Origin of the sequence: Enterobacter sp. MGH120, assembly GCF_001037725.1 — a bacterium.
In the GTDB taxonomy this organism is placed as follows: domain Bacteria; phylum Pseudomonadota; class Gammaproteobacteria; order Enterobacterales; family Enterobacteriaceae; genus Enterobacter; species Enterobacter hormaechei_C.
Map to the genome: position 1 here is coordinate 1,987,165 of NZ_KQ089940.1, position 12,151 is coordinate 1,999,315.

Consider the following 12,151-nt stretch of genomic DNA (forward strand, 5'->3'; position numbering starts at 1 on the left):
CAGGCTCGGTTGAACAGAATAATAAGGGACAGCGCCGTGATTGTGAAATTATTCCCCGAGCGTGATGTCGGGTTGCCACGTCCTGAACTGCTCCAGCGGCATCGGGCGGCCGATCCAGTAGCCCTGAAGATAGTTCACGCCATGCTCGCGCAGCCACGCCGCCTGCTCCGGCGTTTCAACACCCTCGGCAACGGTTAACATATTCAGGCGTTCTGCCAGCGTCAGCACCGCGTCAAGCACTGGCGAGGTGACGGTTTCAGTCCCGATGGCATTCACGAAGCCACGGTCAATTTTCAGGTAATCCATCGTAAAGCGTTCCAGATAGATCAGCGCGCTGTGGCCGGTGCCAAAATCATCGATGGCAATTTCAAAACCTTCTTCGTGCAGCCATTCGAACAGCTGATTAGCCTCGCGGTGGTTGATCATATCGCGCTCGGTTATTTCCAGCACAATCTGGAAGTGATCGGGTGGAAGGGCGGCGGCAAACGCGCGCATATCCTCTTTAAAGCTTTCCGCATGCAGATGCCCGGGCGCTATGTTGATCCCAAACTTGGCCCCAGGCGGGAGCACCGTTTGCAGGACAGGGGCATCGCGGATAATCAGGTCAAAAAGATGCAGCGTCAGTGGGACAATCAGCTTCTGCGCTTCAGCGAAATTAATAAAGGCATCCGGTGGAATTTCTCCCATCACCGGATGCTTCCAGCGCATCAGGACTTCCAGCCCGGTCATTTTGAGCGACTGCGCATCCACGACGGGTTGATAGACCACGTAAAACTGGTCGCGTTTGATGGCCGTTAGGATCTCTTTCCCCGGATTAAGACGGATAGTAAGAATATAGAAATTCAACAGGCCCGCCGCGATACCGCAGACCAGGCCGAAAAACAGGGCGTACAGCACATCATCGGTCGTCCAGGCTTCCGCATAAACATGGATGGTCAGAGGCACATTTTTCAGCGTGGCGGTACGGACCGGGATATCAGGCAAATCACGTGCAGGGACCAGCGTTCCGGAATGGGTTGATAACGCATAATCGCCAATAATGATGGAAATACCGGCAAACTCATCCTGCCTTGAGGTGTAGAGGAGATAAGGAGTCAGGTTAAGATTAACGGAGGTAAATACACCGCCGTCCTTCACCAGTGGGTTGCGATACCAGATGGCAATCGCGGGCTTGTCCGGCAGCATGGGAGTGCCCGGCAGGAGCGCCATATCAACCTGTTTATTGATGTGCAGTTCAGGAATAAGCGCTTCCAGAGGGACATTCATCGGGCCGGTGGCGGAAGAGCAGTAGGCGTTTTTATCCCTGACCAGCAAAAAGGCGCGCACATTGATGCTAAAGGCCGCCCGGGAGGTCAGGGCGGCACTCACTTCCTCGCAGCTGTTTAGCGTGAGTGGCTGGAGTGTATCAATCGACATTTTGAGCTCATCGAAATAGCTCTCCATGTAGACGCTTAAATCGGTAATAAGGGTATCGAATCTGACGTCTCGCTTGTGATAACTCCAGTAAAACTGTAATGCTCCCAGGAGCAGGGCAGTGAATAACCCCGTAAGGAAACTGAGAAACAGAATCTTGCGGTTGCTGGAGAAGTAGCGGGTAAACATAGATGTCGTGATTCCTGAAATGCCGCTGGATAGTTATCAGTGTAACGGGCAAAAAAAAACACTGCCGGAGCAGTGCTTTTTTTATCGTATCGCCAGCCAAGGGATAACCAACGATACGACAGCAATATTAACTACGGCTCAGAACGCGGCGAGCTTCGTTGTAGCGCTTCTTCCAGTAAGGTTCGTTCATGCTGGAAATCGTCACACCACTGCTGGTGGAAGCATGGACAAACTGATCGTTACCGATATAGATGCCAACGTGTCGACCGGTTGAACCCGCTCTGAACAGGACTAAATCGCCCGTGCGCAGTTTAGTGCGCGAAATGGATTTACCCATTTCCTGCTGTTCATAAGTAGAACGCGGAAGGTCTAACCCAAACTGCTCACGGAACGTACGCTGTACGAACGCGGAACAATCGATGCCTTTCTTGGTGCTGCCGCCCAGACGGTAACGCACGCCTTTCCAGTCAGCATACTGATCCATAATACGCGACTTAACGTCGAGATTACGTACCATATTTTCAAATTCATCCTGAGAGGCTTGCAGTGAAGAGGAATCTTCCATTCCCACAACACGCGTCTCAGGATGCATATTCTTCGCGGTGTTCGTCGTACTACATGCCGAAAGCAGAACCGCCACTGCAATCGCCGGGATCCCCCGCAAGATATATCTCAAGATTGGTTGAGATTTGACCATTTTGTTTGTTTTCCCTTGAAGTCCTTAACGAAAATATCGTTATAAAAATGCCAACCGTGACGAGACTAATAATCTGTTCACAATGAGACAATTCTTTATGGTGAAAACTGTGGCTCAACGCACAAAATTATTCACCATGATAATAATTATCTCAGTGGGGCAAAACGAGTTCGAGGTTAACCGATTGCACGGGGTATTGCGAGCAAAAAAGTCCGTTTTTTTATAAGAAAATGTGATACACAAAGTTACAGCGCGGAATTGCTCAAAATGCCGCCATTCATATCGGTAATCCCTGCAATTGCTTCATTTTTATCACGAATTGTATGACGGGATGATGACAGCGTTGAATGACGCCGAAAAGAAGTGACGCAGGGATCGAAAACGATCCCTGATGAATGGTGTTAATTTTCGTTATTTATTTGTTTCCAGCTTGTTTAAATTTGCCAGGAAGATAGCGATCAAAAATGTCTATTATGCGATCGCTCAGGGGGGTCATCAGCACCCACGGTAAACCAATTAACACCGCCGTGAGGGAGCCTACGGCGATATCTGTCAGCCAGTGAGCGCCAATCATCACCCGCGGGAATGCAAATACCACCACAATAACCAGGGCGATGGTGAAGGCTTTTTTACCAAAATAGCGCAGCATGAAGCCTGCAAAAATCAGCAGCATCATACCGTGGTCGCCCGGGAAACTGTCCTTCGAGGCATCTTTGGTTGGAATATGAAGCAGCTCGCTGACGCGGTTAATATTCGGGAAAAAGAGCGAAGGACTGGCGCGTTTAACCGGCATCAGATGCTGCGCCAGCTGGTTGATAATCACGGCCGTCAGCAGCATCACCAGGCCGATAATCAGAATACGGCGACGACCCGTTTTGTCTTCCTTCAGCCAGAAGGAGAGCATCAGACAGCCCATTGCCAGCAGCGAACAGCCGTCAAACGCGCGGTTGTTGGTGATCGCCACCAGCCACAGGAAGGCTTCACTCTTCGCCAGCGCCTGGTTAAAGAAGTGGAACAGCCCGGAATCCAGCGGGAACCAGAAACCGTGATCCGCCGGGATATACCAGGAGAAAAAGATCGCCAGGCCGGCAGCGTTGAGCAATAAAATAGCAGGAAGTCGAGTCGTCATAGTCTTCAGCAATGTGTGAAATCAGGGGCAACGTTAGCCGCCCAAACTTAAACGAAGCTTCAACAGGCTTGACTGGAGGGCATTCCAGTCGGTATTAACCGCACTAATTAACTCTATCCGGCTGTCGGGTGGCGCGACGTTCTGGGTTTCAATAAAGAAATCCTCGCCCTGACGGTTAATGCGCACCAGACCATCCGGAGTGCGCATGATCCCTTTTACCCGCTCAACCGGCGCGAGTCTCGCCCATTCCAGTATACCAATGGTGTCGAAAACCGTATCGGCATCGAAGATCCACCCGCAGGCCTGATGCCCCTGGCCGCTGTTCAGGTTGCGACGCCAGCGCTGATGCTCCGGCAGGCTCAGTGCAGCCAGGCCTTGCTTCGCGCCGTGACTATGCGAATGCTCAGCGCTGGCAGGCAGTTGCGTCTGGTTGAGGCGGGGAAGGTCGAGCAGGGCGCCATCAATGTTGCCCTGGGTCGTCTGCACATACTGACGTCCACCGCCAGCCTGCTGCCACCAGGACTGGAACGCGGCCTGACTCTCAGCCGTCGCGCGATCGGATTTATTCGCCACGATAATATCTGCCGAGGCGAGCTGGTCGCGGAAATTGTCATTATTGATCGCTTTTTCATCCAGCAGCTGGCGGGGGTCGAGCAGGCAAAGCGTCGCACGCAGCTCAAGCCACGGCTCGTATACCGGGGCGGTCAGTAAATCAAGGATTTGCTTAGGATGCCCCAGCCCGGTGGGCTCAATCAGCAGACGGTCCGGCTTGCCCTGACGCAGCAGCGTATTCAGCCCGACCTGCATCGGCAGACCATTCACGCAGCACATACACCCGCCCGGGATCTCTTTCACCATCGCGCCGCTGTCGGCGAGCAACGCGCCGTCGATCCCCACTTCGCCAAATTCGTTGACCAGCACGGCCCACTTTTCCGCCGGGTCTTTATTGGCCAGCAAATGCAGAATGGACGTAGTTTTACCGCTGCCGAGAAAACCGGTGATCAGGTTGGTTTTGGTCACGTGCGCTCCGATAAATAATTGTGATGTAGTAACAACTATCTATCATCCTGACGAAAAAATCGGGCATTGAGAAGAGGGAGGGCGAACGGAGCACAAAACCGTTCGCCTTAAACGCAATAATCGCTAAATTTTTAACGTTTCGATAACGGCCTGGCGCGCGCCGAGCCGGACGAGGCGCTGGTACGCGCTGGTGATTGCCTCGACAAAGACAGGGTTTTGCGGCAGGTCGTCGCCAAAGATTTCATTTAGCGTCAGCAGGGCGCTAACGCGTTCTGCGTCGCTGCTGGTAGCGACAATGGCCTGAAACTTGTCGCTCAGCGGATCGCGTACGTCAATGGCGTTGCCCTGTTCGTCCGTACCGCTGACGTAGCGCATCCAGCCCGCCACCCCCAGCGCCAGTAATGGCCAGGCGGTGTTACGCTCAAGATGCACGCGGATCCCATCCAGCATGCGCTGAGGCAGCTTCTGGCTGCCGTCCATGGCGATTTGCCATGTACGATGCTGTAGGGCCGGGTTGGCGAAGCGGTCAAGCAGGCTGTCAGCATAGGCTGTCAGATCAACGTTGGTGATGCGCAGCGTAGGGGCCTGCTCATTCAGCATCAGCCTGCCGGCCGCCTCGCGGAAACTGTCGTCCTGCATACATTCATTTATGTGCGCGTAGCCGGCAAGGTAGCCCAGATACGCGAGGAAGGAGTGACTGCCGTTCAGCATCCGCAGCTTCATCTGCTCCCAGGGCAGGACATCCTCAACCATCTGTACGCCTGCCACCTCCCACTCCGGACGCCCGGCGACAAAGTTATCTTCCACTACCCACTGAATGAACGGTTCACAGCTGATGGCGCAGGGATCCTCAACGCCAAGTTCCTGGGTGATTTCCGCGAGTGAGGCGTCGGTGGCGGCGGGCACGATTCGGTCGACCATGGTACCAGGGAAGCTCACGTGCGCCTCGATCCATGCGGCCAGCTCTGCGGAACGCTTTCCGGCCATGCCGAGAACGGCATTTTTCACCACATGGCCGTTGTCGGGAATATTGTCGCAGGAGAGCACGGTAAACGCCGGCAGGCCCCGCTCGCGGCGGCGATGAAGGGCTTCAACCAGAATACCCGGTGCGGAATGCGGCTCAGACGGGTGCTCAAGATCGTGCAGGATGCGGCTGTTCCGCATATCCAGTTTTCCCGTCGCCGGATCGATACAGTAGCCTTTTTCGGTAATGGTGAGGGAGACAATTGCCACCTGCGGTTCGCAGAATTTCTCAATAATGGCTGCCAGCGAGTCGAGTTTGGCGTTCAGGCACTCTTTTACCGCACCGATAATAATGGGCTGATTGCCTTCGGCACCTTTCTCCAGCACGGTAAACAGATGATCCTGCGCCCGGAGCTGGCCCATAAGGACATCGCCGCTAAAGAGGCTAATCTCACAAATTCCCCAGTCGCCTCCTTTGGCATTCAGTACCCGGTTTGTTAACAACGCCTGATGCGCCCGGTGGAACGCGCCAAAACCGAAATGGACGATGCGGGAGCGTAACTGCTCGCGATCGTAGCGGGGCTGCTGGACATGAGCAGGAAGCGCGGTGGAGGCAATAGTCTTCATGTAATACACACCTGATTAACCATTAATTAACAATGCCAGTGTAAAGTTATATGACAACAAATTAAATTGGTAAGCCGTAAATATCCCTGTTATGTGAGTTTGATCAATCAATGTCGCGTGCTGTATTGACCACTTCGATTAAACATGTATGGTAGTCGTCATTGAAGTAACACATATTGGTATAACAACTTGAGAGGGTGGGGCAATGGAACAAACCTGGCGTTGGTACGGGCCGAACGATCCGGTTTCTCTTGATGATGTGCGTCAGGCTGGCGCAACGGGTGTGGTCACGGCGCTGCATCATATTCCGAACGGTCAAGTGTGGCCGGTAGAGGAAATCCAAAAGCGTCAGGCTCAGCTGGCAGAGAAGGGGTTAACCTGGTCTGTTGTGGAAAGTATTCCGGTTCACGAAGATATCAAAACCCACTCCGGTGAGTGTGATACCTGGATTGCGAATTATCAGCAGAGCATTCGTAACCTGGCAGCCTGTGGTATTGATACCGTCTGCTACAACTTTATGCCGATCCTGGACTGGACGCGTACCGACCTGGAATATGAAATGGCCGATGGTTCGAAGGCGCTGCGTTTCGATCAAATCGCTTTTGCGGCTTTCGAACTGCACATTCTGAAGCGTCCGGGGGCGGAAGCAGACTACACCGCCGAAGAGCAGCAGCAGGCGCTGGCGTGGTTCAATGCCGCCGGTGAAGCGGACATTGAGAAGCTGGTTCGCAATATCATCGCGGGCCTGCCCGGTGCGGAAGAGGGTTATACCCTCGATCAGTTCCGCGCGCGCCTGGCGGAATATGGCGATATCGATAAAAACCAGCTGCGTGAAAACATGGCGCACTTCCTGCGCGCTATCGTGCCGGTGGCAGAAGAAGTCGGCGTGCGGCTGGCGGTTCATCCGGACGATCCACCGCGTCCTATTCTTGGCCTGCCGCGTATCGTGTCGACCATTGAAGATATGCAGTGGCTGAAAGAGACGGTGGACAGCATCTACAACGGCTTTACCATGTGTACGGGCTCGTATGGCGTGCGGGCGGATAACGATCTGGTGCGGATGATCGAAACCTTCGGCGATCGCATTCATTTCACCCACCTGCGTGCAACCTGCCGTGAAGAGAACCCGAAAACCTTCCACGAAGCAGCCCATCTTGGCGGCGACGTGAACATGGTTGCGGTGGTGGATGCCATTCTCTCTGAAGAGGTACGTCGTAAGCAGGCGGGGGATGTGCGTCCTATCCCGTTCCGTCCGGATCACGGGCACCAGATGCTGGACGATCTGCGCAAGAAAACGAATCCAGGGTATTCGGCGATTGGCCGTCTGAAAGGGATGGCGGAAGTGCGCGGTATCGAGCTGGCGCTGAAAATGACGAAGTATCCTGAACTTCTTTAAGCCTGATCGCCCGGTGGCGCTACGCTTACCGGGCCTACGAAAAACCGGCTCTGAGGCCGGTTTTTGTGTTTTTGTAGGCCGGGTAAGGCGCAGCCGCCACCCGGCAAACGCCGCAATCAGTCAGCACGACCCATATAGCGTTTTTCTTCGATATGGATACGGATTTTCTCGCCCGCTGACAGGTACTCTGGCACCTGTACGACCAGACCGGTAGTCAGGGTAGCCGGTTTGTTACGCGCACTTGCAGACGCGCCTTTGATGCCCGGCGCCGTTTCAACAATTTCCAGATCAACGGTCTGCGGCAGCTCCAGCGCCAGCAGCACGCCATCCCAGGTCAGCACCTGCATGTCCGGCATCCCACCTTCAGGAATAAACAGCAGCTCTTCTTCGATCTGATCTTTGGTGAAGATATACGGGGTGTAATCTTCTTTATCCATGAACACGTATTCGTTGCCGTCGATGTAGGAGAAATCAACGTAGCGACGGGTGAGGGTCACGGTATCAACGATATCGTCGCCTTTAAAACGTTCTTCCACTTTCAGGCCGGTGCGGACATCGGAGAAACGCATTTTGTACAGCGTTGCTGCGCCGCGGGCGCTGGGTGCCTGAATGTCGATATCTTTCACAATCAGCAGTTTGCCGTTGTAATTCAGTACCATACCTTTCTTAATTTCGTTCGCTCTTGGCATTGCAGTAATCCTGTTTACGGGAGGTAAAAAATATCGCGCCAAATTACTCGCGCGCGGCCTTTCAGGCAAGCGGAATTCGTGGGTTTTGCTATCAATACATAAAAGGTGTTACTGTGCGCGCAATGCCCGACTGCGCGGGCATCTGCCACCAACAGAGAGCATGTATGGATTGTCGTTCCGACTGTGGCGCGTGCTGTACCGCACCGTCCATCTCAAGTCCCATTCCAGGCATGCCGGAGGGCAAGCCTGCCAATACCCGCTGCGTTCAGCTCTCTGACACTAACCTGTGCATGATCTTTGGCTCGCCCCTGCGCCCGAAGGTGTGCTCCGGGCTCCAGCCAACCGCCGAAATGTGCGGCAGTACGCGCCAGCAGGCCATCACTTATCTGCTTGAGCTGGAAGCGCTCACCGCGCCTTAAACGTCTTTGATTCGCGTCAGGCAGCTCAGCGTCAGGACGCACATCACCAGCGCAATCCAGAACACCGTATGATAGTTCCAGATTTCAGCCACAACGCCCGCCAGTGAGCCTGCAATAATCCAGCCCACGCGGGTGGTATTAGTATAAAGGGTGGTGGCAGAGCCAGCCTGACCCGGCATCAGATCCTGGAAGTAGAGCATGCCGATACCGGCCAGGATACCGATGTAAATGGCGTTCAGCAGCTGTAAAGCAAGAAGCAGGGCTGGCGTATGAACCGTCAGCATACCGACATAAAACAGCAGCCCGGCTACGGCGGCGACGCGCATCAAAAAGCGCTTGCCGAAGCGCTTCGCGTAATAGCCCGCAATCAGCATGGTGGGGATCTCAAGCCCCGCGGCGGTTCCCATCATGATCCCGGCCAGCTTCTCCGGCAGATGCAACTCATCAATAATAAACAGCGGCATATTAATGATATAGAGGCTGTTGGTTCCCCACATTAGCGTACAGATAATGAATAACAGCAGCGCGTCGCGCCGGTTACGTCGCGGAGCTTCCAGCGTACCGGTCGCCACTTTCGGCTCTTTGCGCATGGAGGGCAGAAAGAACCAGACCATTGCGCCGCATACCACGAAGGCCACGGCTGCGCTGAGGTACATCACCGTAAAGCCAAAACCCATCGCCAGCGCGTAGGCGAGCGGGGGGCCAATCACCCAGGCCAGCGACACCTGCGCGCGCAGTATCGAGCTGAACATCACCGCTTCTCGCCCGGTGCGGTCGGCATGCTCGCGGGCAAGGGCGAACATCTGCGGGTTGGCGGTCGAGCCGAAACTGCTCAGGAAGACGCCCACGAACAGCAGAATGAAGTAGTTACGGTTCCAGGCAAACAGCAGGCAGGCAAACACCCCGAGCAGGCAGCAAAAAACGATCAGGCTTTTGCGATCGCCTTTGCGGTCTGAACGCCCGGCTAGAAACTGGCTGACGAAAATGCCGATGATGGCGCTCCCGGTGAAGAAGAAGCCAACCATCGCCGGGCGGGCGTGAACTTCGTTGGTCAGAAACAGGCTCAGCGTAGGCGTTTGTAACGCACCGGCAATACCGGTGAGAAAAGCAACGATCAAAAACGCCGTTGACGTCAAATCAAAAGGCTTTGGTGAGGCGGCAGCGGGGGTGTTATGCATGTTCAGTCTTTGCGAGTAACAGAGAGAGGCGGAGTTTACGCCGCCTGTCATTAAATAAACAGAGGGCAAAATCAAGATTGCCACAATAAATCAAAATAGCATTTCAGTTTATCGCCGTTTCGCTGAAGCGTGCTGAACCTGTTTGCTGAACATCAGCAAAAACCTCCCGACTGAAGAAGAAATGTGCTGCACTTCTAAATTCTGCAACAAGAAATGTAACTTTTCTTGCAACCTTTTGTAGAAAAGACAAGACTTCTTGAAACGTTTCAGCGCTATCTTGCCTGTCCTGAAGAAGCAGGTTAGCGCCTGGTTTCTCAGTTAAGCTGAAACGATTCAATTTCAGCAGGAGAGGAGAATCATGTTCCAGTTATCTGTTCAGGATATTCACCCGGGCGAACAGGCCGGGAATAAAGAAGAGGCTATTCGCCAGGTCGCCGCTGCGCTCGTGCAGGCTGGCAACGTGGCTGACGGCTACGTCAACGGCATGCTGGCGCGTGAACAGCAGACCTCCACCTTCCTCGGTAACGGTATTGCAATTCCGCACGGCACCACGGACACCCGCGATCAGGTGCTGAAAACCGGCGTGCAGGTCTTCCAGTTCCCGCAGGGCGTGCTGTGGGGCGAGGGGCAGGTGGCTTATGTGGCGATTGGCATCGCGGCCAGCGGTGACGAACACCTGGGCCTGCTGCGTCAGCTGACGCACGTGCTGAGCGATGATGCCGTCGCGGAACAGCTTAAATCCGCCACCACTGCTGAAGAGCTGCGTGCCCTGCTGATGGGCGAAAAACAGAGCGAAGCGCTGAAGCTGGATAATGAAACCCTGACGCTGGACGTCGTTGCGTCCGATTTGCTGACGCTCCAGGCGCTGAACGCGGCCCGCCTGAAAGAAGTGGGAGCGGCAGATACCACTTTTGTGACGTGCGCCATCAATGATAAGCCATTAAACCTGGGTCAGGGCATCTGGCTGAACGACAGTGCTGAAGGCAACCTGCGTAGCGCTATCGCGGTCAGCCGTGCTGCGGTTGCCTTTGAGACAGACGGCGAACGCGCCGCGATGCTGGTAACGGTCGCCATGGCGGACGATCAGCCGGTATCCGTGCTGAAGCGTCTGGGCGAACTGCTGCTGAACAATAAAGCTGAAAAACTGCTGAACGCAGACGCGGCGACGGTGCTGGCCCTGCTGACCAGCGACGATGCGCTGACGGATGACCTGCTGAGCGCAGAGTACGTGGTGCGTAACGAACACGGCCTGCATGCCCGTCCGGGCACCATGCTGGTGAATACCATTAAACAATTTGCAAGTGAGATCACCGTGACCAATCTGGACGGTTCGGGTAAACCAGCCAACGGGCGCAGCCTGATGAAAGTTGTCGCGCTGGGCGTGAAGAAAGGCCATCGTCTGCGCTTTACCGCGCAGGGGGAGGATGCTGAACAGGCGCTGAAAGCGATTGGCGACGCCATCGCGGCCGGTCTGGGGGAGGGCGCATAATGAGCAGACGTGTTGCGACCATTACGCTGAACCCGGCTTACGATCTGGTGGGTTTCTGCCCGGAAATTGAGCGTGGCGAAGTCAACCTGGTGCGGACGACCGGCCTGCATGCCGCAGGAAAAGGGATTAACGTGGCGAAGGTGCTGAAAGATCTCGGCATCGACGTCACCGTTGGCGGCTTCCTCGGTAAAGACAACCAGGACGGTTTTCAGCAGTTGTTCAGTGAACTGGGCATCGCTAACCGTTTTCAGGTTGTGCAAGGCCGTACCCGCATCAACGTTAAGCTGACCGAGAAAGACGGTGAAGTGACCGATCTGAACTTCTCCGGCTTCGAAGTGACCCCGGCTGACTGGGAGCGCTTTGTTGCCGATTCCCTGAGCTGGCTGGGCCAGTTTGACATGGTGTGCGTCAGCGGCAGTCTGCCGTCCGGCGTCAGCCCGGAAGCGTTCACCGACTGGATGACGCGCCTGCGCAGCCAGTGCCCGTGCATTATTTTCGACAGCAGCCGCGACGCGCTGGTCGCCGGTCTGAAAGCCTCGCCATGGCTGGTTAAGCCTAACCGCCGCGAACTGGAGATCTGGGCGGGCCGTAAGCTGCCAGAATTAAAGGATGTGATTGACGCTGCCCATGCGCTGCGCGAGCAGGGTATCGCTCACGTGGTGATTTCGTTGGGTGCAGAAGGTGCCCTGTGGGTTAACGCCTCCGGGGAATGGATTGCCAAACCGCCTTCAATGGAGGTGGTCAGCACCGTGGGTGCCGGGGATTCGATGGTTGGCGGCCTGATCTACGGTCTGCTGATGCGCGAATCCAGTGAACATACCTTACGTCTTGCTACCGCCGTTGCGGCCCTGGCCGTGAGCCAGAGCAATGTCGGTATTACCGATCGTACCCAGTTAGCCGCGATGATGGCGCGCGTTGACTTAAAACCTTTTAACTAACAGC

The 12,151-nt window shown here is 55.0% G+C and carries 11 protein-coding genes; 4 read left to right on the forward strand and 7 right to left on the reverse strand.

The features are described 5' to 3' along the window. Positions 1 to 48: 48 nt before the first annotated feature. The 5 genes from SK54_RS09425 to SK54_RS09445 form a co-directional block, all read right to left on the reverse strand. On the reverse strand, positions 49 to 1,602 hold the full coding sequence (locus SK54_RS09425) for a cyclic di-GMP phosphodiesterase (RefSeq protein WP_033487356.1): 1,554 nt from the start codon (positions 1,600 to 1,602) through the stop codon (positions 49 to 51). A gap of 127 nt (positions 1,603 to 1,729) precedes the next feature. Beyond that, complete coding sequence (gene mepS / locus SK54_RS09430) at positions 1,730 to 2,299, reverse strand: bifunctional murein DD-endopeptidase/murein LD-carboxypeptidase (RefSeq protein WP_003859364.1); 570 nt, start codon at positions 2,297 to 2,299, stop codon at positions 1,730 to 1,732. A gap of 415 nt (positions 2,300 to 2,714) precedes the next feature. Then, positions 2,715 to 3,428, reverse strand: a complete 714-nt coding sequence (locus SK54_RS09435) for a phosphatase PAP2 family protein (protein WP_032103237.1) — start codon at positions 3,426 to 3,428, stop codon at positions 2,715 to 2,717. Between the two features lie 33 nt (positions 3,429 to 3,461). Next, on the reverse strand, positions 3,462 to 4,448 hold the full coding sequence (locus SK54_RS09440) for a CobW family GTP-binding protein (RefSeq protein WP_017383393.1): 987 nt from the start codon (positions 4,446 to 4,448) through the stop codon (positions 3,462 to 3,464). A gap of 123 nt (positions 4,449 to 4,571) precedes the next feature. Further along, positions 4,572 to 6,038: a mannitol dehydrogenase family protein gene (locus SK54_RS09445; RefSeq protein WP_048247080.1), complete on the reverse strand. Its 1,467-nt coding sequence runs from the start codon at positions 6,036 to 6,038 to the stop codon at positions 4,572 to 4,574. A 205-nt stretch (positions 6,039 to 6,243) separates the two neighbouring features. On the opposite strand from SK54_RS09445, the gene uxuA reads away from it, so the two are divergent. Next, entirely contained in the window at positions 6,244 to 7,434 is a 1,191-nt protein-coding gene (gene uxuA / locus SK54_RS09450; protein WP_017383391.1) for a mannonate dehydratase, read from the forward strand. Between the two features lie 116 nt (positions 7,435 to 7,550). On the opposite strand, the gene yeiP is transcribed toward uxuA, so the two are convergent. Further along, the gene (gene yeiP, locus SK54_RS09455) at positions 7,551 to 8,123 is read right to left on the reverse strand and encodes an elongation factor P-like protein YeiP (protein ID WP_003859355.1); all 573 of its coding nucleotides are present in this window, start codon (positions 8,121 to 8,123) and stop codon (positions 7,551 to 7,553) included. 164 nt (positions 8,124 to 8,287) lie between these two features. On the opposite strand from yeiP, the gene SK54_RS09460 reads away from it, so the two are divergent. Further along, positions 8,288 to 8,542 (forward strand): YkgJ family cysteine cluster protein, encoded by a 255-nt coding sequence (locus SK54_RS09460; protein WP_003859353.1) that lies wholly within the window; start codon positions 8,288 to 8,290, stop codon positions 8,540 to 8,542. Here SK54_RS09460 and setB read toward each other — a convergent pair. Next, complete coding sequence (gene setB / locus SK54_RS09465; protein WP_015572310.1) at positions 8,539 to 9,720, reverse strand: sugar efflux transporter SetB; 1,182 nt, start codon at positions 9,718 to 9,720, stop codon at positions 8,539 to 8,541. The genes SK54_RS09460 and setB overlap by 4 nt on opposite strands. A gap of 358 nt (positions 9,721 to 10,078) precedes the next feature. Between setB and fruB the strand changes: the two genes are divergently transcribed. Then, positions 10,079 to 11,209 carry a fused PTS fructose transporter subunit IIA/HPr protein gene (gene fruB, locus SK54_RS09470; protein ID WP_048247082.1) on the forward strand — a complete coding sequence of 377 codons (1,131 nt, stop codon included), beginning with the start codon at positions 10,079 to 10,081 and terminating at the stop codon, positions 11,207 to 11,209. Then, on the forward strand, positions 11,209 to 12,147 hold the full coding sequence (gene fruK, locus SK54_RS09475; RefSeq protein ID WP_006811313.1) for a 1-phosphofructokinase: 939 nt from the start codon (positions 11,209 to 11,211) through the stop codon (positions 12,145 to 12,147). Before fruB ends, fruK begins: the two co-directional genes overlap by 1 nt. The last annotated feature ends 4 nt before the right edge of the window (positions 12,148 to 12,151 follow it).

Coding starts and splice junctions, on each gene's coding strand:
- SK54_RS09425 (WP_033487356.1), bottom strand. CDS start 1,602: ATGTTTACCCGCTACTTCTCCAGCAACCGCAAGATTCTGTTTCTCAGT.
- mepS (WP_003859364.1), bottom strand. CDS start 2,299: ATGGTCAAATCTCAACCAATCTTGAGATATATCTTGCGGGGGATCCCG.
- SK54_RS09435 (WP_032103237.1), bottom strand. CDS start 3,428: ATGACGACTCGACTTCCTGCTATTTTATTGCTCAACGCTGCCGGCCTG.
- SK54_RS09445 (WP_048247080.1), bottom strand. CDS start 6,038: ATGAAGACTATTGCCTCCACCGCGCTTCCTGCTCATGTCCAGCAGCCC.
- uxuA (WP_017383391.1), top strand. CDS start 6,244: ATGGAACAAACCTGGCGTTGGTACGGGCCGAACGATCCGGTTTCTCTT.
- yeiP (WP_003859355.1), bottom strand. CDS start 8,123: ATGCCAAGAGCGAACGAAATTAAGAAAGGTATGGTACTGAATTACAAC.
- SK54_RS09460 (WP_003859353.1), top strand. CDS start 8,288: ATGGATTGTCGTTCCGACTGTGGCGCGTGCTGTACCGCACCGTCCATC.
- setB (WP_015572310.1), bottom strand. CDS start 9,720: ATGCATAACACCCCCGCTGCCGCCTCACCAAAGCCTTTTGATTTGACG.
- fruB (WP_048247082.1), top strand. CDS start 10,079: ATGTTCCAGTTATCTGTTCAGGATATTCACCCGGGCGAACAGGCCGGG.
- fruK (WP_006811313.1), top strand. CDS start 11,209: ATGAGCAGACGTGTTGCGACCATTACGCTGAACCCGGCTTACGATCTG.